Raw genomic sequence first — 20956 nt, 5'->3', positions numbered from 1 at the left:
GTTCAGTCTGCCAGCGGGGCGAACGCGAAGATCGCCGCTGCGACGATTGCGCACGCGGCAGCGGCCGCGATGGCCAACGCGACTGAGTGCCGCACCATCAGCGCGCCGGTGGCCGCACCGGCGAGCATCGCTGCGATCGAGCCGATGCGGCGCACAGGTTTGGCGCCGGGTCCGCCGCCGAGCCGGCTATCGGCGGCGAGGCCAGTGACGGTCATGGTCAGCACCGTGGTGGTCAGGTCGGGCGCCGCGATTTTGCGCACCGTGGCGTTCTGCAGGCCGAAGGCGATGGCCAGACCGGCGATCAGCCAGGCCCTGGCATTTCCATGATCGGCAGGCGGGCTGTACCAGGCGGCCGTGGCTGCGACCACGAGGATCGCGCCCTGCACGCCGAACGCGATCGGCGGCCACAACCTCGTGCGTCCGGACCATACCCGGCCGGCGATGCCCCCGACGAATGCGCCGCAGAGGAATCCCGCGAACGCGACGGCGGCCATCAAGGCCGACAGGCCGGACGCCGGGTCTGCTGCGAACCCGAAGAACACCACGTTGCCGGTCATATTGGCGACGAAGACGTGGCCGAGACCCAGATACGACGCGGCATCGATGAAACCGGTTGCCACGGTGAGCAAGACCAGCGCGACGACGGTGGACGAGATCTTCACAGGCAGTTCCTTTGCTCAGCGCCAGCGCTCCCAGGCCGCCTGTTTCGACGTTCCCGACACCTGCGCCACCTGGCTCCAGGAATTCGTCGCAGCCAACGTCCTGGCCGCGTCGCCGACCCGCTCGCCGAGATACCCGACTGCTCCGAGTAATTCGGCGAATGCTTCTTGGGTGCCTTTGCCGGCCAGTTCGTCGGCCAGTCGCCGAATCAACGCGCCTGCCTCAGCTTCGCTCACAGTGCCGAAGGGGAAGTCGGGGTCGTTGAGCATCCGGCCATGGTACGACTCGTCAGGCGGCCGGAACGTCAATGCGCAGTTCGGCGTCGGTCGAGTCGAATGACCGGGTCCAGGTGGTGCCCGGCCACCGGTAGTGCACCTCGCCGGAATCCGGTCGGTAGTCGGCGGTGTACAGCGTGCCAAACCCTTGGGCATAGTTGTTGCTGCGCAGCGGCTTCCGCAGGAATTCGGCAGCCAACTCGTCGGGATCGGTCTGGTCGTCGAGCAATCTGACCAAGCGATCTCGGCGCTCGACACTGTGAAAACGGGCCGCATGAGCCGGATCGTCGGGGTGTTCGAAGCGGTGGTTGGTCGCCAACGGGCAGGCCCGCACCTCCATGGGGCGTCCTGGCGCAACGTAGGCCGTACTGGTCGCGCCGTGCCGATCTGTGAGAGTTACGTTGTACGACATCGATATTGGGAGTCGGCCCAACGCTGCCAGAGCTTCTGGCACCGACTCCGCAGTCTCCAGTAGGTAGCGCAGCACCAAGGGGATCGCGAACCCCGGCCCGGAACCCTTCGCCCCACCGAAGGTCAGGGACACGGCCAGGCCGTCGGAGTTCATCCCGTCCAACAAGCCCCACAGGCAATCGCTGGTACCGATCACGTCGCGGCTTCCGAAGCGGGTGGACATGATGACCTGTTCGAAGAGATCGGGGTGATAGTCGTAGTTGCGGATCAGCGCACGTGCACCGGCAGTGCTGACGGCTTGGGAGCAGGCTGGCGCAAACGCCGGCATATTCCACTGCGTCAGCATGGCCGCGGTCGTCGGGTCCGCCCCGGTGAGCTCCACGAGGCTTTCCCATGTGGGAATCAGCTCGGGCATGTGCTGCTGCAGTTCGGCTTGAGCTTCGCGACGTGTCGGGCGTTCACCGGCGCCCAGATACCAGCGTCGGTACGCAGGCCAGGTCGCGTCATAAAGCGCGCGCCAGCGCGGTCCGGGGGTCGCTTCGCGAAAAGCGTGCAGGGTGATCGATTGGTTGTGCACGCGTCAAGGTCTACCTGACGCGCCGCCTTCCGTCAAGGCAGGCCTGACGATCCTTGGCGTGTGGATTGCGGAGCGCAGACAGGGGGTACGTGCCTGTGCGTGACGGACACTGCGCAGGCCAGCCATGCTCCGACCTTGCGCTGGCAAGACATCCCCGGCTGGTTCCAATGGCGAGACGCTCAGGAAGAAGCGGTCGCGCACTTTCCCGACGGCAGTGTGTTCGTCGAGGTCGGCAACTACCTGGGCAAGAGCCTGTGTTCGTTGGCCGAGGTGGCCAATCTCAGTGGGCGCCACGTGACGATCCTCGGGGTGGACACGTGCCGGGGTAGCGGCCCTGAAGGCCGAGGTGACATCAATGCCCACGGTGCGGCGGTCGACAATGGTGGCGGCACCTTCGCCGGTCAGCTGCACCGCAACATCATCGACTGCGGATTCGTCGATCAGATCCAGGTGCTGATCGGTGCCTCCGTGCCCAGCTCGGACTTGTTCGCCGACGGGTCGCTGGCCTGGGTGCACCTCGACGCCAGGCACGACTATGACAGCGTCATCGCTGATATCGCCGCCTGGGAACCGAAGGTGGCTCCCGGAGGGTGGCTCTCCGGCGACGATTACGACGCGATCCAGTGGCCGGGGGTCTTCACCGCCGTGGGTGATTCGTTGCCGAGCGCGCAACCCTGGTCGATGTGTCAGTGGCGCTGGATCAAGGCCGACTGAGCGCCGCGGTCGTCACGGTGCGGGATCGGCCAGCAGCGGCGCGAAAGCCCGCTCTGCGGCTCCGATCATCAGGGTCCTCGATCCCAGGCTGGCAGGCACAATCCGGACCAGTTCCCTGGGAGAGCGCATGCTGCGTCGGGCAACCTCGTTCCGCAGCACCTGTCCTGCGCCGTCGGGCAGACCACGAAGGAAGCCACCCAACACGATCAATCCCGGGTTGAGCATGTTGATCGAATTCCCAAGTGCGATTGCGAGATACCTGGCCTGCCGCTCGATCGTGGCAGAAGCGGCACCCGTAGCTGGCTGCCAACTCGTTTGTGGGCCAACGGCTGACGAGTCGTCCATCTGCCCCAGTACCTCCGTCAGTTGGACCTGATTGACCTCGGTCTCCAGGCAGCCGGTGCTTCCGCAATGGCAGAGCCCGATCCCACCGACATAGGTGTGCCCGAGTTCGCCGGCGTAACCGGCGGCGCCCTCCAACAGGGCGCCCGCCACCACAAATCCCGCTCCGATGCCACCGGCCCCACCGTTGACGTAGATCATGTGGTCGGCATTGAGATGATTGCCGAAGATGTGTTCGGCGATGGCACCGGCATTGGCATCATTGGCGGCGAAAACCGGCAATCCTGTTGCGGTGCTGAGTAACCGGCCGATCTCCTCGTCGTGCCACTCCAAGTGCGGGGCCAGGCTCACGGTCGCGTCCGACGCGCGGACCAGTCCGGGCACAGCCACCCCGATCGCGATGATTCGCTGCTCTGCGGTGAGCTGTTGTCGCATTTGGTTGATCGCCGCGGACACGATCAAGACTGTGTCCGCCGCGGTGGGCACACCCTCCGTGGGATACCTGGTCATGTGGAGCACCGTTCCGCCCATGCTGACCAAACCGATTGTGATGGCGTCGATCTCGGGGTTCACCGCGACACTCAGCATCCTGGTGCTCGGCCGCACGATGGCGCTGGGACGCCCCACCTGCGAGGCCGCAGCGGCAAGCGATTCCTCCACCAATCCGTGTGCGGCGAGTTCCTCGACGAGGTCCTTGGTGGTCGATCGGGACAAACCGGTTCTGCGGGTGAGCTCAGCGCGACTGAGTGCGCGGTGGCGGTGTACCAACGTCAGCACGCCCGACAGATTGCGGCGACGGACATCGTCGGTACTGGTACCGATCCGCACCGGACGTCGACTGTCCCCGCCTGGCCGAATTCGCCCGTTCATTCGCACCACCTTCGCACTGCCACCCCTTGACAGTGGCTTGGGACACATCTTATGTTCGTGGCTAGAACAAATCTACGCTGCTGCGTCGGCGATCGAGAGTCGGCCCGGAGTCCCGTACAGGAGATATGTCATGTCCATTCTTGAATCCACGCTTCCGGCCACGGACGGCACTGCGGCACTCGTTCCCAAACCGTCAGACAAGTTCTCGTTCGGGCTGTGGACGGTCGGCTGGACCGCGGGCGATCCGTTCGGGGTGCCGACCCGTCCTGCCCTCGACGCCGTCGAGGCTGTGGAGCGGCTGGCTGAACTGGGTGCGTACGGCCTGACGTTTCACGACGACGACCTGTTCCCTTTCGACAGCACCGATGCCCAGCGCCGGCACGCGATCGACCGACTGTCGACTGCGCTGGCATCGACCGGAATGGTCGTGCCGATGATCACCACCAATCTGTTCACCCAGCCCGTCTTCAAGGACGGCGGGTTCACCAGCAACGACCGCAGTGTCCGCCGTTTCGCGCTGCGCAAAGTGCTCCGGAACATCGACCTGGCGGCGGAGCTTGGCGCGCAGACCTTTGTCATCTGGGGTGGGCGCGAGGGCAGCGAGTATGACTCCGCCAAAGATGTTCGTGCCGCACTTGATCGGTATCGTGAGTCTCTGGATTTCCTGTGCGACTACGTGATCGACCGAGACTATTCACTGCGCTTCGCGATCGAACCGAAACCCAATGAGCCGCGCGGAGATATCCTGCTGCCGACCGTCGGCCACGCGTTGGCGTTCATCGAGACACTGGCTCATTCGGATATCGTCGGCGTCAATCCTGAGACGGGCCACGAGCAGATGGCTGGGCTGAACTTTGTCCACGGGATCAGCCAGGCGCTCTACAGCGGGAAGCTCTTTCACATCGACCTCAATGGTCAGCGTGGAATCAAATTCGACCAGGATCTGGTCTTCGGCCACGGCGACTTGGGTAATGCCTTTGCCCTGGTGGATCTGCTGGAAAACGGTGGCGATAACGGTGGACCAAGTTATCTGGGTCCGCGGCACTTCGACTACAAGCCCAGCCGTACCGAGGATTCCGCAGGGGTCTGGTTCTCCGCGGCGGCCAATATGAGGATGTATCTACTACTGAAGCAGCGGGCCGCGGCCTTTCGATCCGACCCCGAAGTAGCTGACGCGCTCGCCACTGCGCGGGTCGCCGAATTGCGTCAGCCCACCCTGGCCCCAGGGGAAACCCACGCGGATTTGCTGGCAGACGCCAGCGCCTACGAAGCATTCGACGCCGAGCAGTACTTCGGCGGGAAAGGGTCCGGTTTCGTCCGTCTGAACCAACTGGCCCTGGAACATCTGATGGGTGCTCGATAGCGCGGCAATCGCTAGACGTGACTGACGTCACGTTATATGTTTTTACGAGAAACAAATTATAAGGCAACGTCAGTGGAGTTATTGGAAACGAGGCGGTCGGCGTGACACGAGCAAAAACTCTCCGCAATCTCACATTTGCGACAGTGGCGGGGCTCGGCATCGCCCTCACTGCGTGCAGCAGCGGTGGCGGCGGGACATCCGGCACCGCCGACGCTCAGGGCAAGATCGGAGTCATCCTGCCCGACACGAAGTCGTCGGTGCGATGGGAGTCCAAGGACCGGCCCGCCCTGGAAGCGGCATTCAAGGCCGCAGGCGTGCCGTACTCCATTCAGAACGCGGAGGGCTCCGCGGACAAGATGGCGACCATCGCTGACGGCATGATCGCCGATGGGGTGACCGTGCTGGCCATCGTCAACCTCGATTCCGACAGCGGCGCGTCGATCCAGCAGAAGGCTGCCACCCAGGGCGTCAAAACCATCGACTACGACCGGCTGACTCTCGGTGGCTCGGCGGATGCCTATATCTCATTCGACAACACCAAGGTCGGGGAGCTGCAAGGACAGGGCTTGGTCGACTGCCTCGGCGGCAAGCCGGCAAACGTGGTGTTCCTCAACGGATCTCCCACCGATAACAACGCCACCCTGTTCACCACCGGGGCACATTCGGTGATCGACAAAACCCCGAGTATCAAGATCGTCGGCGAACAGGCGGTCCCCGATTGGGATAACGATCAGGCCGTCAGCATCTTTGAGCAGATGAACACCGCAGCCGACGGGAAGATCGACGGCGTCTACGCCGCCAACGACGGTCTTGCCGGTTCAGTCATCTCGATTCTGCAGAAGAATCAGCGGGCCGGCCAGGTTCCGGTGACCGGGCAGGACGCCACGGTCGAGGGTCTGCAGAACATCGTCGCAGGCACCCAGTGCATGTCGGTGTACAAATCGGCCACCGAAGAAGCCAATGCCCTGGCCACGGCCGCGATCGCACTCGCAACCGGTAAGCCCGTCGCCACCACCAGCACCTCGCGCGACGACACTGGCAAACGCGACGTGCCATCGGTGCTGTTGACGCCAAAGTCCATCACCAAGGCCAACATTGACACCGTCTTCACCGACGGCGGGGCGACCAAAGAAGATGTCTGCACCGGCGACTTCGCGGCCGCGTGCACCGCTGCAGGGATCAACTGACCTGCCATGGCTGACCCGGTGCTGGAACTGCGCGGAGTCAATAAGAGCTTCGGTGTGGTGCATGTATTGCACGATGTGCATTTCAGCGTCTATCCCGGCGAAGTCACTGCACTGGTTGGCGATAACGGCGCCGGTAAGTCAACGCTGGTGAAGGCGATCGCGGGTATCCATCCGATCGACAGTGGGACCTATCTGTTCGAGGGCAAACCGGTCACCGTCAACGGACCGAATGACGTTGCAGCCCTTGGTATCGAGGTCGTGTACCAAGATCTGGCACTCTGTGACAATCTCGACATCGTCGAGAATATGTTCCTGGGGCGCGAAGTCCGAAAACGGGGGATGCTCGACGAGGCGAAGATGGAAACACTGGCCCGCGACGCGCTGGCCTCCCTGTCGGTGCGGACGGTGAAATCCGTCCGGCAGGCCGTGGCGAGTCTGTCCGGTGGTCAACGCCAGACCGTCGCCATCGCCAAGTCTGTGCTGTGGAACTCCAAGGTGGTCCTGCTCGACGAACCCACTGCCGCGCTTGGCGTTGCGCAGACCAGGCAGGTCATCGATCTGGTGCGCCGACTCGCCGATCAGGGCCTTGGCGTCGTGCTGATCTCGCACAATATGGCCGACGTGTTCGAGGTGGCCGACCGAATCTGTGCGCTGTACCTCGGCCGGGTCGCCGCGGAAGTCAAGGCCTCTGAGGTCACACACAGCCAAGTCGTCGAGCTGATCACCGCGGGCCGTTCGGGCAGTCTCGGACTGGCGCCGTCCGAGGCGGCGCAGTCGATGTGAGTGGTGCCAAGTCTGTTCGAGGAGTCAGGGACGAGAAGATGACCACGCTCAAACCAGAACGTGCCGAAACCGATTTCGCGGACGACGCGCGGTCCGACGCGACATTTGTCGACGCGGCCCGCGGTTACCTCCGTCGGGTGCGTGGCGGCGATATGGGTTCGCTGCCTGCGATTCTCGGGCTCCTGGTGCTGTTCGTGGTGTTCGGCGCCGCCAATGAGCGGTTCCTCTCGGCGTTGAACCTCGCCAACCTCGTCACGCAGGCCGGGTCCATCTGCGTTCTTGCCATGGGACTGGTGTTCGTCCTGCTGCTCGGCGATATCGACCTGTCCGCGGGGGTGGCCGGCGGCGTGTCGGCATGCGTGATGGCGCTGACCGTGGTCAACCTCCAATGGCCTTGGTGGCTAGCCATTCTCGCGGGCGTGGTGTGCGGGGCGTTGATCGGTCTGGCGATCGGCGTTTTGCGGTCGAGGCTGGGGATTCCGTCGTTCGTGGTCACCCTGGCGTTCTTCCTGGGCCTGCAGGGCGTCACCCTCAAACTCATCGGCGAGGGTGGTTCGGTCCGGGTCGACGATCCCGTCATCCGCGGCATCACGATCACCAACCTGCCGGTGACCGCCGGGTGGGTCTGCGCCCTGCTGATTGTGGTCGGGTTCGGCGCCCTGGAGCTGTACCGGTACCGAACCAAGGTGACCAGGAGTCTGCATCACCCGCCGTTCGGCGTCGTGCTGGCCCGAATCGGAGCCGTCGCCCTGGTGGTGCTCGGGGTGACGTATCTGATGAGCCTCAACAGAAGCGTCAACCCCAACATCGAGATTCGTGGCATTCCGTATGTCCTGCCGTTGGTCGCGGTCCTGCTGATCGTGCTGACCTTCGTCCTCACCCGCACGGCCTACGGCAGGCATGTCTACGCCGTCGGTGGTAACGCCGAGGCCGCCCGCCGCGCGGGCATTCGCGTCGACCGGATCCGGGTGTCGGTCTTCGTGGTGTGCTCTTCACTGGCTGCGCTCAGTGGAATCATCGCCGCGTCCTATGGCGGCAAGGTTTCGGCCGCATCCGGGGCAGGCAACACCTTGCTCTATGCGGTTGGGGCCGCGGTGATCGGCGGGACCAGCCTCTTCGGCGGCAAGGGACGTGCTGTCGACGCGGTGGTTGGCGGTGTGGTGGTCGCGACGATCGCCAACGGCCTCGGACTGCTCAACCAATCGTCGTATATCAACTTCCTGGTCACCGGCGGCGTGCTGTTGCTGGCCGCCAGCGTCGATGCGATATCGCGCAGGCGGCGATCCGCTACCGGTCTGAGCTGATAACCAGCAGCGGTGGGTGAAGCCTGGCTGAATAACCGTCGCTGACAGGAGGTGAGCTTGGTCCGCTGGCCGCTTGCCGTGGGACGATGACCGGGATGCTTCCCGCCGATAATCATGTGCACTCCGAGTTTTCCTGGGACACCGGTGTCAACGCGTCGATGGAAGAGACGTGCCGTCGCGCTGTCGAGATCGGCCTCCCGGCCCTGGCGTTCACCGAACATGTCGACTTCACCGAATGGGGTGATCACGACCATCCGCCCCCGGCGGGCACAGCCATCGTCGGTGCGGCGGAGATCGCCGAGCGGGAACGGGTGCATCCTGTCGACCTTGACGGGTACCTGGCCAGTATCGAGAGATGCCGCGAACTGTTCCCGGACCTACGCATCCTCTCGGGCATCGAAGCCGGCGAACCGCACCACTTCGAGGGCAGTGTCGCCGCTGTGCTTGCCGACGGCCAGTTCGACAGGGTGCTGGGGTCATTGCATTCGGTTGTGTACAAAGGGCGACTGGTCTACGCCGACAGACTGTTCCGGCATCTCCCGGCCGCTGTCGTGGTGCGGGACTATTTCGGCGAACTGCTCCGGCTGGTCGAGGGCTCGGGTGCGTTCCAAGTGCTGGCGCACTGCGACTATCCGCGTCGGTACTGGCCCGTCGCACGTGAGGGGGAGTACCGCGAGGCCGATTACGAGGAGGAGTACCGGGCTGTCTTCCGTGCACTCGCGACGTCTGATCGGGCGCTGGAACTCAACACCACCAGCCCGCTCGCGTCGACCACACTGATGCGCTGGTGGTACGAGGAGGGCGGCGGAGCGGTCTCCTTCGGCAGCGATGCCCATGTGCCGCTACGGGTCGGGCGGCTCTTCGAGGTAGCCGTGGATATCGTGGCCGCGGCAGGTTTTAGGCCCGGCCGCGACGAGTACGACTTCTGGCGCCGCTGACACACGTTGGTGCGCAGGTATTTTCAGAGCGCAGCGGCGACTTCCCAGACGCGGCGGAGCTCCTCTGGCCCCGATTGCAACGGGACCACCGCAATATCAGTTGCGCCGGCGTCGAGGTATGTCTTGAGCTGCCGGGTGACCTCCGCCGCGGTACCGATGACCGCCAGATCGGCCGCCTTCGCAACCCCCTCGCGGGCCATCACCTTCTGGTACGAGGGAACCATGTCGTACATGCCCATACTGTCGGCGGCAGCGGTGCGCGCGGATTCGGTGTCCGTGTCGGTCCCGAAGGTGACGGCCACCGACACCATCGCGATCACGCGGGGAGTCGGGCGGCCGCCATCGGCTGCCGCCCGGGTGATCGACGGGGAGATGAACTCTTCGATCGTGCGCGGGCCGGCCAGAGCCGTCAACGTGCCGTCGGCGAGTTCGCCGGTGGCGTGCAGAGCTTTCGGTCCCATGGCAGCGACGTACACCGGGAACGGCTTGGTGCCCGCCAACGCGACTGGCATGAAGGGTGTTTCGACGGCGGTGAACTGGCCGCCGCGGAAGTCCACCGTCCGGTGGTCGTTGATCGACCGCAACACCGTCAGGAACTCGCGCAACCGCTCGATGGTGTTCGCCGCCGAGATACCGAAGGTCATCTCCTCCAACATCGGGACGCCAAGACCGAGGCCGAGGCTGAACCCGCCCGTGGCCGCGGCCTGAGCGGTCTGCGCCGCCGCGGCGACGATCAGCGGATGGCGCGGATTGATCGGCAGGACAGACGTTCCCACCGCCAAGCCCGGCACAGCAGCGCCGATGACCGCAGCCAGCACGGTGGCGTCATAGTCGACCTGCTGGCCCAGCCATACCCGGCGCACCCCGGCGTCGTAGGCGGCCCGCGCCTGCGCGACGGCTGCCTCGACGATGTTGGGTGCGCTGCGGTCCGGCGTCAGGAGGACTCCGGTGCTCATGCGTGGGCACCGAAGTAATGGCCCTTTTCCAGATCGTCGACGAGCCCGGGTTGGGTCGGGTGCCAGTCGAGAAGAGCCCGGGTCCGGGCGCTGGAGGCGGCGCCGTTTGCGGCGAGCATGCCTGCCAGCCAACCGAAATGGGAGTCCGCATCCACCGGGGCGATCTCGGTGACCGGGACGTCGAGCTGACGGCCAATCACCTCGGCGATGACCCGGACGGGCACCCCCTCGTCGGCGGCCGCATGCAAAACGGTGCCCGCCGGAGCGCCTTCGAGCGCCAGGCGGAACAGCGTCGCGGCATCGAAGCGATGTACCGCAGACCAGCGGTTGCTGCCGTCGCCGATATAGCCGGAAACACCCCTGGCCCGTGCGATGCCGATCGCAAAGGCGATGAAGCCGTTGTCACCGTCGCCGTGGACCGTCGGGGGAAGCCTCAGCACGGAGGATCGCACGCCGCGCTCCGCCAACGACAAGGTCAGCTCCGCATTCGCCATCCGACCTGCGAAACCGGGACTGGCGGGACCACCGCGGCCGTCCTCCTCGGTCGCCACACCTGGGGAGATGCCGAGCAGGCCGGCGGCGATCACCAACGGCCGACCGGTACCGGCAAGCGCGTCGCCGACGGCCTCGATGGCGAGACGATCCGCGGCGACGGCGCCGTCGAAATCGCCGGAAAAGGCGAGGTCGTGCTTGAACGCCAGGTGGATGACGCCGTCGGACGCGGCGGCAGCGCTGTGTAGTGCGTCGAGATCATCCAGATCTCCGCGGTGAACGTCAGCTCCGGCCGCGGTCAGCGCCGCCGCGGAGGCTTCCGATCGAGCCAGGCCGATGACGTGGTGACCCGCGCCGATGAGTTCCGGAACGACCGCTGAGCCGATCCAGCCGGATGCGCCGGTGACGAGAACGCGCATGAAAACCTCCAGAGTGATGTCAGATGCTGTCATCGCAACCATAGCGCCGATGTCAGCTCCTGTCATCAACTACTATCCCTGGATGGGCAGATGGGAGCCAGACGCACTCGGCCGCCTGCAAAAGGCGGCCCTGGAGCTGTACGGCGAGCGTGGCTTCGAACCGACCACGGTCGCCGATATCGCCGAACGCGCCGGGCTCACCGAACGGACGTTCTTCCGGTACTTCGCCGACAAGCGCGAAGTGCTGTTCTGGGGTTCAGGCGATCTTCAGGCTCTCTTTGTGGAAGCCGTTGCAAGCGCACCAGATTCGTCGTCACCACTCGACGCGGTGGCCGCGGCGTTGGAGGCCGCCGCGGGCTTCTTCGAGGACCGCCGCCTGCACGCCCGGCAGCGCCAAGCCGTCATTGCCGCCAATTCGAGCCTGCAGGAGCGTGAGCTGATCAAGCTGGCGACTCTGGCCGCCGCGGTGGCTGAGGCGCTGCGGGGTCGTGGTGTCGTCGAACCCGCTGCGATGTTGACCGCCGAGGCGGGGATCGCGGTCTTCAAGGTTGGCTTCGAGTTGTGGGTCGATGAAGCGAACGACCAGACGTTCGCCGAGGTCATGCGGGCGGCGATGGACGATCTCAGGGCTGTCATGGCGGGGACTGCGGGCCGGAGCTGAAGGGCGCAAGAGCTCAAGGGTCTACGCGGGAAACACCTGCTGTATCTGGTGGAGGAAGTCGCGTGCCCGCGATGCCCGAAACGACGACGTCACCGATGATGGGGACGCCGGGCCGGTAGGCCAGGTGAATGTAGGACGGCGCATCGAGGCAGACGAAGTCGGCCCGCCTCCCAACGGCAAGAACGCCGATATCGTTGCGGCGCAAGGCCACAGCACCGCCTGCCGTGGCGGCCCAGAGTGCCTCTGCGGGGGTGAAACCCATATCGCGGACCGCGACGGCGAGGCAAAACGGCATGTTCGTGGTGTAGGAGCTACCGGGATTGCAGTCGGTGGCGATTGCCACGGTGACGCCTGCGTCGATGAAGCGCCGGGCATCGGGCCACGCTGCGCGAGTAGAGAACTCAGCGCCCGGCAGTAGCGTCGCAACGGTTGTCCCCGCCGCTGAGGCCAGGGCGTCGATATCGGCGTCGGTCGCGTAGGTGCAGTGGTCGATCGATGCGGCCGCCAATTCAACACCCAGCGCGATACCGTTACTGGGCCCGAGCTGGGCCGCGTGCAGTCTCGGAGTAAGTCCGGCGCGGACACCTGCATCCAGGATGAACCGCGCCTCATCTACGTCGAAAGCACCGCGGTCGCAGAACACGTCGATCCATCGGGCGTAGGGGCGGCAGGCGGCCAACATCTCGCCGGCGACCAGCCGGACATAGTCGTCGCGGTTGGCTCGGAATTCTGGCGGGACAACGTGCGCACCAAGGAATGTCGTCTCCGTGGTGAACAGGGTGCCGACCTTCAGGGATCGGCGCTCGTGCTCAACGTCGAGCCCGTAGCCGCTCTTGGTCTCGAAGGTCGTCACACCGGCACGCAACAGTTCGGCCACCAGTCGCGTGACATTGGCTGTCAGCGCGGTGTCACCGGCAGCTCGGGTTGCCGCGACAGTGGTGGCGATACCGCCACCGTCGTAGGGCTGACCGCTCATTCTGGCGGCGAATTCCGCTGACCGTTCGCCGGCGAACACCAGATGAGCGTGGCTGTCGACGAATCCCGGTATGACACTGCAGCCGCCGAGGTCGACGCGCTCGCCGGCGGCCGGTGCCTGAGCGCTCGCGCCCACCCACGCCAGCTGTTCACCGTCGACGAGGACTGCGGCATCGCGGATGATCCCCAACCGGGACCCGTCGCCCGCCGCCGAATCGTTGGTGACGAGTTCACCGATGTTGTCATAGAGCACAGTCATGGCGAAACCAGCACTGCGGCAATAGAATCGGCAAGTGCGAGACCCGGATCCGGTACCCGGTGGTGATGACGGTCGGTGACCACGGCCCGCCCGTCGACCACCACATCGGTGACATCGCCTGCAGCGGCGGCGAATACGGCTGCCTCGACGGTCGGGCCACCGCCAGCGGTGCGCACCGATTGTAGGTCGATGGCAACGAAATCGGCGCGGGAACCTACGCGAATCACCCCGGCGTCGGCCCAGCCGAGTGCGACATGACCATCGACGGTCGCGGCGCTCAGCAGTCGGGCCGCCGGCATCAGTCCCCGCTGTTGAGCCACGATCCGTTCATTGAGTTCAACGGCCCGCGCTTCCTCGAAGAGATCGATCACGGCGTGGCTGTCAGAGCCGAGGCTGAACGGGCCCGGGCCGTCGATCAAGGCCGGCGCCGGCCCCACACCGTCACCCAGATCCCGTTCGGTGGTGGGGCAGAAGCAGACGCCCGTGCCGGTTGCGCGGAGGTCGTCGATATCCCTATCGGTCAGGTGGGTGGCGTGTACGGCCGTGGTGCGCGCGCCGAGGACGCCGTGATCGCGCATCAGGGCGGTCGGGGTGCAACCGTGTACGGCAAGGCATTGCTCGATCTCACCAGTCTGCTCCGAGGAGTGGATATGCAGCGGCGTCCCGTGCGCAGCGGCCCAGCCGACCACGGGCGCCATCTGGTCGGCAGGGACGGCGCGGACCGAATGTATTGCTGCCCCGACCAATACGTGAGACTCGTCTGCGGTGTCGAGGTGTAGACGCTCGACGCGTTCGGCCCAACGCTGGGCGTCGCCGTCACCGAACCGTTGCTGCGGCCCCTCGCTCAGTGCGGAACCGTCGGCGCCCGAACTGAGATAGCACGTGTCCAGCAAGGTGATCCGGATGCCTGCGTCGGCAGCCGCCGCGATCAACGCATGGCCCATCTCGTTGGGATCGGCATACGGGGTGCCAGCCGGGCCGTGGTGTAGGTAGTGGAATTCGCCGACCGCAGTGATCCCGGACAACACCATCTCGGTGTACACGGCCCGGGCGAGAGCGCGGTAGGTCTCGGGGGTCAGCCGGCCGGCCACCTCGTACATCAGGTTCCGCCAGGTCCAGAACGAGCCCCGGTCGCGTTGGGTCCTGGACCGCAGGGCGCGGTGAAAAGCGTGCGAATGCGCATTGGCCAGGCCGGGGATGACCAGGCCCGGCAATCGGTGGCTGTCCGCGGCTGCACTATCCGGCGCGATCGAGGTGATGACACCGTCGTTGACGGTGACGCGCACCCCGTGCGCGACGTTATCGCCGCCGAGCCAGGCGTGCTCGCACCACCATTGGGTGTCCGCGCTCACGTGCTGACCCAGTCCGCCATCACATCGGCGAGGGCCTCCGCACCGAACCGGCAGTCGCTCATCTCGGCGTATTCGTCGGGGGAGTGGGAGATGCCGGTGGGGTTGCGGACAAACAGCATTGCGGTCGGCACGGTGGTGGACAGGATGCCGGCGTCGTGCCCGGCCTGGGTGGGCAGCACTGGGATGTCACTGTCCCGACCCGCCAGTGCGCGCAGCACCCGTTCGCGCGGGACGTGTTGGAAAAGGACTGCAGGGGAGACAGATTCGGCATCGATGACAAGGTCGATCCGATCAGCGGCGGCGTGGTCGCTGGTGTCGGCGGTGATGGCGGCGACCAGCGCCGAGAGCGTCGCCTCGTCGGGCGCGCGGGCATCGAGCCAGGCCTGCACCTGCGACGGGACGGCATTGGAGCCGTTGGGCGTCACACGTACCTTGCCGAAGGTGGCGACCGACTGGTGGGCGGCGGCCTGGGCACGGGCCGCGTACACCGCGGCCGCGAATGTCAGCATGGGGTCGCGCCGGTCTACCAGGCGTGTGGTTCCGGCGTGGTTGGCCTCCCCACGAAAGAGGAACTGCCAGCGGCCATGTGGCCAGATCGTTGAGGCCACGGCGAGGGGTTTGTCGACCAGGTCAAGTGCACGACCCTGTTCCACGTGCAGTTCGACGTAGACACCGACCCGGTCGGCGAGCCGGACATCGGCACCCAGGTGGGAGGGGTTGCGGCCGGCCGCGATGAGCGCGTCGGCAAGGGTGGTGCCGTCGATATCGCGCAGTGCCAGGGCCCGCTCCGGTTTCAGTGCGCCGGTGGACAACTGGGAGCCGATACAGGCGACTCCGAAGCGGGCGCCTTCCTCATCGGCAAAGGCGACGACCGCCACCGGCACCGAGGGCCTGATATCGCGCTGCTTCAGCAGGTCGATCGCGATGAACGCCGAGACGATGCCCAGCGGACCATCGAACGCACCACCGTCGGGGACCGAATCCAGATGCGACCCGGTGACGAATGCGCCGGTCGGATCACCGTCCCATCCGTCGGGCATCCACCAGGCCCATACGTTGCCATTGCGGTCTTCTTCGACGGTCATTCCGCGGCTCCGCGCCTCGCCGGTGAACCATTCGCGCAGTGTGAGATCTGCGGTGGTCCAGGCGAACCGTCGGTAGCCGCCGCCATTCGGGTCGCGCCCGACATCGAGAATCGACTCCCACAGGGAATCGAACGAACTCACGACTGCTCCTGCATCGGGATGCGCACACCACGGTCGGCGGCGACCGCCTTCGCGTGCTCGTAGCCGGCGTCGACATGGCGGATGACACCCATCCCGGGGTCATTGGTCAGCACGCGCTCCAATTTCTCTGCGGCCAAGGCGGTTCCGTCGGCGACACATACCTGTCCGGCATGAATAGAGCGGCCCATCCCCACCCCGCCGCCGTGGTGAATGGACACCCAGGACGCCCCCGACGCGGTGTTGACCAGCGCATTGAGCAGCGGCCAGTCGGCGATGGCATCGGAACCGTCGGCCATCGCCTCGGTCTCGCGATACGGTGAGGCCACCGAACCGGAGTCCAGGTGGTCTCGACCGATGACGATCGGCGCCGACAGTTCACCGTTTGCGACCATCTCATTGAATTTCAATCCGGCACGGTGCCGTTCGCCGTAGCCGAGCCAGCAGATTCGGGCGGGCAGGCCCTGATAGGCCACCTGCTCCTCGGCCATGGTGATCCAGCGTCGGAGGTGGTCGTTATCGGGGAACAGGTCGAGGATCGCCCGATCGGTGGCCTCGATATCCTTCGGGTCACCGGAGAGGGCAACCCACCGGAACGGGCCGAGGCCTTCCTCGAACTGCGGCCGGATGTAAGCCGGTACGAAGCCCGGAAAGTCAAAGGCGCGTTCATATCCGGCCTTGCGTGCTTCATCCCTGATGGAGTTACCGTAATCGAAAACCTCGGCACCCTTGTCCATGAATCCGACCATGGCCGCCACCTGTTTGGCCATCGACTCCTCGGCCTGCTCGGTGAAATAGCCGGGGTCCTTGTCGGACATCTTCTTCATATCTTCGAACGCAATTCCCACCGGCAGGTAGGACAGCGGGTCATGCGCCGATGTCTGGTCGGTGACGATGTCAATCGGTGCGTCGCGCGCCAGTAGTTCGGGGAACACCTCCGCGGCATTGCCCAGCAGGCCGATTGACAACGGCCGCTTGGCGTCCCGAGCTTCAACAGCCATCCGCAGGGCTTCGTCGATGGATGCCGCGCTGGTATCGAGGTAGCGCTGGGCGATCCGGCGCTCTATCCGGCTGGGGTCGCAGTCCACGCAGATCGCGACGCCCTCATTCATGGTGACGGCAAGCGGTTGGGCACCGCCCATCCCGCCGACACCGCCGGTCAGGGTGATGGTGCCGGCCAGGGTGCCACCACTGTGTTCATAGCGGCCAGAGGCCGCGAGCTTCCTGGCCACCGCGCCGAACGTCTCATAGGTGCCCTGCAAGATGCCCTGGGTGCCGATATAGATCCACGACCCAGCGGTCATCTGGCCGTACATCATCAATCCGGCGGCTTCGAGCTCGCGGAATTTCTCCCAGTTGGCCCAGTCACCAACAAGATTCGAGTTGGCGATCAATACCCGCGGCGCCCATTCGTGAGTGCGGAACACTCCGACCGGTTTACCCGACTGCACCAGCAGTGTCTCGTCGTTCTCCAGGGTGCGCAACGTCGCCACGATGGCATCGAACGCCGGCCAGCTGCGGGCGGCCTTTCCCGTTCCGCCGTAGACGACCAGATCCTCCGGGTGCTCGGCCACCTCCGGGTCAAGGTTGTTCATCAGCATCCGCAGGGCGGCTTCCTGTTGCCAGCCTTTACAGCTGATCTCGTTACCCCGGGGCGCACGTACGACGCGAGACTCAGAAGTGTTTGGTGTCATCATGTTTCCGTCCTTACAGCAGTGGGCCGATCGCGCCTTCGGCGGCGCGGACGAGATCACCGGAGCGGGCCAACGCGACAGCGGCGGCAATCTCCGGAGCCAGGTAGCGATCCGGTCCGGGACCGTCGACGTGGTCGCGCAGCGTGGAGATGACGGCACCGGTCGCCGGTGACGCCGTCAACGGGTGGCGCATATCGATCCCGCGGGCAGCGGTCAGTACTTCGATGGCCAGTACCGTGGTCAGGCCATCGACGGCGCGGCGCAGCTTGCGAGCCGCCGACCAGCCCATCGACACGTGGTCCTCCTGCATCGCCGAGGACGGAATGGAGTCTGCACTAGCCGGATTGGCCAGGCGCTTGAGTTCGGAGACGATCCCGGCCTGGGTGTACTGGGCGATCATATGGCCGCTGTCGACACCGGGATCGGCGGCCAGGAACGGGTTGAGCCCGTGACTGCGGTGCACGTCGAGGAACCGGTCGGTGCGCCGCTCGCTCATACTCGCCAGATCGGCCACGACGATGGCGAGGAAATCCAATACGTAGGCCACCGGCGCGCCGTGAAAGTTGCCGTTGGATTCGACGCGACCGTCAAGGGTGACGACGGGATTGTCGATGACACTGGCCATTTCGCGTTCTGCGACTATCCGGGCGTGCGCGGCGGTATCGCGCACCGCCCCGGCGACCTGCGGCGCACAGCGCAACGAGTAGGCGTCCTGTACCACGGCGCAGTCCGGCACCTGATGGCTGGCGACGATGGCGGAGTCGGCGAGCAGCCGTCGGATATTCGCCGCGGCGACGGCCTGGCCGGGATGCGGACGCAACTGCTGTAGATCGTCGGCGAAGACCCGGTCGGTGCCGAGTTGGCCCTCGACGCTCATGGCCGCGGCGATATCAGCCAACCGCAGCAGCTCGTCAATATCAGTCAATGCCAGCACCAGCATGCCGAGCATGCCGTCGGTGCCGTTGATGAGCGCGAGCCCCTCCTTCTCAGCCAGCGTGACCGGCGCCAAACCGTGGTCAGCCAAAGCGTCGGCCGCGTTCTTGAGCTCCCCGCCGCGGGTACGCACCTGGCCTTCACCCATCAAGGCGAGCGCGACATGGGACAACGGGGCCAGATCCCCGGAGCAACCCAGGCTGCCGTACTCGTGGACGACCGGGGTCAGCCCGGTGGAGATCAGATCCGCGTAGGCCTGGGCGGTGCTCCTGCGCACCCCGGTGCGGCCGCTGGCCAGCGTAGAGAGTCGCAGCAGCATCATCGCGCGGATGACCTCACGCTCGACTTCGGGACCGGAGCCGGCGGCATGCGATCGGATCAGGCTGCGCTGTAGCTGGGTCCGGCTCTCCTTCGGGATATGGCGGGTGGCCAACGCGCCGAAGCCGGTGGAGACTCCGTAGACCGGGGTCGGGTCGTTGGCCAGCGCCTCGATGCGGTCGCGGCTGACGTCGATCGCCGCGGCGGCTTCGGCGGATAACTCCACGGCGGCGTCGTCGCGGGCGACCGCAACGACGTCGTCGAAACTGACCGGGCCGATACCGACGGTGATGGTCATAGCGCCGATCCAATCACGGGAAACCACCTCAGCGCAGGAGAGTGCGCGTGCGTAGTGTGGCTCGGGTGTTTCAGCCGTTATCGCGTTTCTCCGTGGCGCTGGTAGCTGCGTTCCTGGTGGCGGTGGGTACCGTCCCGTCGGCCGGCGCGGATCCCACTGCGTTATGGACCATCGTGCACGAACAGTGCGTGCCCGACGAGCAGCTGCACGACAATCCGGCGCCCTGCGCACGGGTCGACCTCAGCGGCGGTAAAGATGCAGGGCAGCAGACGGGCAATGCCGTGCTCAAGGACCTCGTCGGTGCAAACCAGTTCCTGCTGATCCCTACTGCGCGGGTGGCCGGGATCGAAAGCCCGCAGATTTTGGCCCCCGACGCGCCGAACTATTTCGGTGCCGCCTGGCAGGCGAGAACCTTCACCAACGAACGGGCCGGCTGGACGCTGCCGCGGGACTGGGTGAGCCTGGCGATCAACTCGGTGGCGGGTCGGACGCAAAATCAGCTGCACATCCATATCGATTGCGTGCGAGCGGATGTCCATGCAGCGCTGAGCGAATATGCCACCGCTGTCGGTCCCGGCTGGGCGCCCTTTCCGGTGCCGCTGGCCGGGCACCCGTATCAGGCCATGGCCGTCAGTGGTGAGAACCTCGACGCGGTCAACCCGTTCGTCGCGCTGGCCGACGGTATTCCCGGCGCACGGGGCGATATGGGAAGCCGGACGTTGGTGGTGGTCGGCGCCGTGCTCCCGGACGGTTCGCCCGGATTCATCTTCCTCACCGACCGCGTCGATACCGCGACCGGTGATGTCGCCTCCGGCGAGGAACTGCAGGATCACGCGGGCTGCCCAGCGCCTCCCGCCGCCTGACGCGGTGCCTGCGGGCACTTTTGTCTACTGTCTACGGCGTGGCCGACGACGCGCTACTTTCACCGAGAGATGGCTGCGTCGACCGACCGTAGAGGTGTCACATGTCGCTAATTGCCCTTGAGGAACATTTCGCCTGGGATCCGGCCAGCGCAGGCAATGTAGTAGGCACGTGGTTGGAGTCCAATAACCCGGTGGCGCACCAACGTTTGTACGACCGAGGTCCGTTACGACTTGAGCAAATGGACTCCGCCGGAATCGATTTCCAGATCATGTCGCTGTTCGACCCGGGTGTCCAAGAGGAGCCTGACGTCGCGGGTGCCATCGACCTCGCCCGCCGCGCAAACGATGAATTGGCCGAGTCCGTGCGCGCACATCCCCACCGATTCGGTGGCTTCGCGACGCTGCCGACCCAGGATCCCGAAGCCTCGGCGGTCGAACTCGAACGCGCCGTCACCGAACTGGGCCTCGTCGGTGCACTGATCAACGGCCACTCCCAAGGGCGTTACCTCGACGATCCGGCGTATGAAGGGCTCTTCGAGCGCGCCGAGGCGATGGGCGTGCCGATTTACCTGCACCCCACCACGCCGCACCCCGCGGTCATGGACGCCTGGTTCGCCCCCTATGTCGCCGAAGGTCTGCACCTCGCATCCTGGGGCTTCGCTGCAGAGGCGGGAACGCACGTATTGCGGCTGATCTACTCAGGATTGTTTGACAAGTTTCCGCAATTGCAGATGATCATCGGGCACCTTGGCGAAATGCTGCCTTTCGCTGCGTATCGGATTGACCGCTATTACGGACTCGGCGGCGACTCCGCGAACCGGCTTCAACGATTGCCCTCGGAGTACCTGATCAACAATTTTTACGTCACCACGAGCGGCAACTTCTGCCCGCCGGCCTTCGCGTGCACGTTGGAGGTGATGGGAGCTGACCGCGTGATGTTCTCGGTGGATTATCCGATGGACGATAACCAAGACGGGGCGGACTTTCTGTCGTCCTTTCCGATGGACGAGACCACTCGTCGAAAGGTAAGCTCTGAGAACGCGATTCGACTCTTTGGTGGGCGAATCCCCGAGCGTCTCGGCGGCTAGG

20 protein-coding genes are annotated in these 20956 nt (G+C 65.4%); 9 read left to right on the top strand and 11 right to left on the bottom strand.

Annotated features, from left to right (window positions below):
- Positions 1 to 2: 2 nt before the first annotated feature.
- From ADBZ9O_RS01555 to ADBZ9O_RS01545, 3 genes are read right to left on the bottom strand one after another with little or no spacing between them, the layout of a single operon-like run.
- Positions 3 to 662, bottom strand: coding sequence for a YoaK family protein (locus tag ADBZ9O_RS01555; RefSeq protein WP_526527726.1), 660 nt, complete (start codon positions 660 to 662; stop codon positions 3 to 5).
- Positions 663 to 677: 15 nt separating this feature from the next.
- Positions 678 to 929, bottom strand: a complete 252-nt coding sequence (locus ADBZ9O_RS01550; protein WP_526527725.1) for a hypothetical protein — start codon at positions 927 to 929, stop codon at positions 678 to 680.
- 19 nt (positions 930 to 948) lie between these two features.
- Complete coding sequence (locus ADBZ9O_RS01545) at positions 949 to 1923, bottom strand: C45 family autoproteolytic acyltransferase/hydrolase (protein ID WP_526527724.1); 975 nt, start codon at positions 1921 to 1923, stop codon at positions 949 to 951.
- A gap of 99 nt (positions 1924 to 2022) precedes the next feature.
- Here ADBZ9O_RS01545 and ADBZ9O_RS01540 point away from each other — a divergent pair, with 99 nt between their 5' ends.
- Positions 2023 to 2637, top strand: coding sequence for a class I SAM-dependent methyltransferase (locus tag ADBZ9O_RS01540; RefSeq protein ID WP_526527723.1), 615 nt, complete (start codon positions 2023 to 2025; stop codon positions 2635 to 2637).
- Between the two features lie 12 nt (positions 2638 to 2649).
- Here ADBZ9O_RS01540 and ADBZ9O_RS01535 read toward each other — a convergent pair whose 3' ends face one another.
- Complete coding sequence (locus ADBZ9O_RS01535) at positions 2650 to 3849, bottom strand: ROK family protein (RefSeq protein WP_526527722.1); 1200 nt, start codon at positions 3847 to 3849, stop codon at positions 2650 to 2652.
- 130 nt (positions 3850 to 3979) lie between these two features.
- Here ADBZ9O_RS01535 and xylA point away from each other — a divergent pair, with 130 nt between their 5' ends.
- The 5 genes from xylA to ADBZ9O_RS01510 all read left to right on the top strand — a co-directional run bounded on the left by xylA (position 3980) and on the right by ADBZ9O_RS01510 (position 9424).
- A complete protein-coding gene (gene xylA, locus ADBZ9O_RS01530; protein ID WP_526527721.1) occupies positions 3980 to 5212 on the top strand; it encodes a xylose isomerase in 1233 nt (410 codons plus the stop codon).
- A gap of 143 nt (positions 5213 to 5355) precedes the next feature.
- Entirely contained in the window at positions 5356 to 6399 is a 1044-nt protein-coding gene (locus ADBZ9O_RS01525) for a sugar ABC transporter substrate-binding protein (protein WP_526527720.1), read from the top strand.
- Positions 6400 to 6405: 6 nt separating this feature from the next.
- Positions 6406 to 7182 carry an ATP-binding cassette domain-containing protein gene (locus tag ADBZ9O_RS01520; protein WP_526527719.1) on the top strand — a complete coding sequence of 259 codons (777 nt, stop codon included), beginning with the start codon at positions 6406 to 6408 and terminating at the stop codon, positions 7180 to 7182.
- 38 nt (positions 7183 to 7220) lie between these two features.
- Positions 7221 to 8486 (top strand): sugar ABC transporter permease, encoded by a 1266-nt coding sequence (locus ADBZ9O_RS01515; RefSeq protein ID WP_526527718.1) that lies wholly within the window; start codon positions 7221 to 7223, stop codon positions 8484 to 8486.
- Positions 8487 to 8572: 86 nt separating this feature from the next.
- Positions 8573 to 9424: a PHP domain-containing protein gene (locus tag ADBZ9O_RS01510; protein ID WP_526527717.1), complete on the top strand. Its 852-nt coding sequence runs from the start codon at positions 8573 to 8575 to the stop codon at positions 9422 to 9424.
- A 23-nt stretch (positions 9425 to 9447) separates the two neighbouring features.
- Here the strand turns inward: ADBZ9O_RS01510 and ADBZ9O_RS01505 are convergent, their stop codons facing one another.
- Positions 9448 to 10380: a TIGR03564 family F420-dependent LLM class oxidoreductase gene (locus tag ADBZ9O_RS01505; RefSeq protein WP_526527716.1), complete on the bottom strand. Its 933-nt coding sequence runs from the start codon at positions 10378 to 10380 to the stop codon at positions 9448 to 9450.
- Entirely contained in the window at positions 10377 to 11291 is a 915-nt protein-coding gene (locus ADBZ9O_RS01500; RefSeq protein ID WP_526533778.1) for an SDR family oxidoreductase, read from the bottom strand. The genes ADBZ9O_RS01505 and ADBZ9O_RS01500 overlap by 4 nt, the downstream gene beginning before the upstream one ends.
- Before the next feature lie 82 nt (positions 11292 to 11373).
- On the opposite strand from ADBZ9O_RS01500, the gene ADBZ9O_RS01495 reads away from it, so the two are divergent.
- Complete coding sequence (locus ADBZ9O_RS01495; protein ID WP_526533776.1) at positions 11374 to 11952, top strand: TetR family transcriptional regulator; 579 nt, start codon at positions 11374 to 11376, stop codon at positions 11950 to 11952.
- A gap of 13 nt (positions 11953 to 11965) precedes the next feature.
- On the opposite strand, the gene hutI is transcribed toward ADBZ9O_RS01495, so the two are convergent.
- From hutI to hutH, 5 genes are read right to left on the bottom strand one after another with little or no spacing between them, the layout of a single operon-like run.
- Positions 11966 to 13186: an imidazolonepropionase gene (gene hutI, locus ADBZ9O_RS01490; RefSeq protein ID WP_526527715.1), complete on the bottom strand. Its 1221-nt coding sequence runs from the start codon at positions 13184 to 13186 to the stop codon at positions 11966 to 11968.
- Positions 13183 to 14538, bottom strand: coding sequence for a formimidoylglutamate deiminase (locus ADBZ9O_RS01485; RefSeq protein ID WP_526527714.1), 1356 nt, complete (start codon positions 14536 to 14538; stop codon positions 13183 to 13185). The genes hutI and ADBZ9O_RS01485 overlap by 4 nt, the downstream gene beginning before the upstream one ends.
- On the bottom strand, positions 14535 to 15764 hold the full coding sequence (locus ADBZ9O_RS01480; RefSeq protein ID WP_526527713.1) for an allantoate amidohydrolase: 1230 nt from the start codon (positions 15762 to 15764) through the stop codon (positions 14535 to 14537). The genes ADBZ9O_RS01485 and ADBZ9O_RS01480 overlap by 4 nt, the downstream gene beginning before the upstream one ends.
- Positions 15761 to 17458 (bottom strand): urocanate hydratase, encoded by a 1698-nt coding sequence (gene hutU / locus ADBZ9O_RS01475; RefSeq protein WP_526527712.1) that lies wholly within the window; start codon positions 17456 to 17458, stop codon positions 15761 to 15763. Before hutU ends, ADBZ9O_RS01480 begins: the two co-directional genes overlap by 4 nt.
- 10 nt (positions 17459 to 17468) lie before the next feature.
- Positions 17469 to 19004 carry a histidine ammonia-lyase gene (gene hutH, locus ADBZ9O_RS01470; protein ID WP_526527711.1) on the bottom strand — a complete coding sequence of 512 codons (1536 nt, stop codon included), beginning with the start codon at positions 19002 to 19004 and terminating at the stop codon, positions 17469 to 17471.
- 47 nt (positions 19005 to 19051) lie between these two features.
- Between hutH and ADBZ9O_RS01465 the strand changes: the two genes are divergently transcribed.
- Positions 19052 to 19867, top strand: a complete 816-nt coding sequence (locus ADBZ9O_RS01465) for a CDP-diacylglycerol diphosphatase (RefSeq protein ID WP_526527710.1) — start codon at positions 19052 to 19054, stop codon at positions 19865 to 19867.
- A 101-nt stretch (positions 19868 to 19968) separates the two neighbouring features.
- On the top strand, positions 19969 to 20955 hold the full coding sequence (locus tag ADBZ9O_RS01460) for an amidohydrolase family protein (protein WP_526527709.1): 987 nt from the start codon (positions 19969 to 19971) through the stop codon (positions 20953 to 20955).
- Position 20956: the final 1 nt, after the last annotated feature.

Source organism: Mycobacterium sp., from assembly GCF_965229105.1.
Taxonomy (GTDB): domain Bacteria; phylum Actinomycetota; class Actinomycetes; order Mycobacteriales; family Mycobacteriaceae; genus Mycobacterium.
Note: the sequence above shows the minus strand (reverse complement) of the source record. Positions and strands in the feature narration are given on the sequence as shown.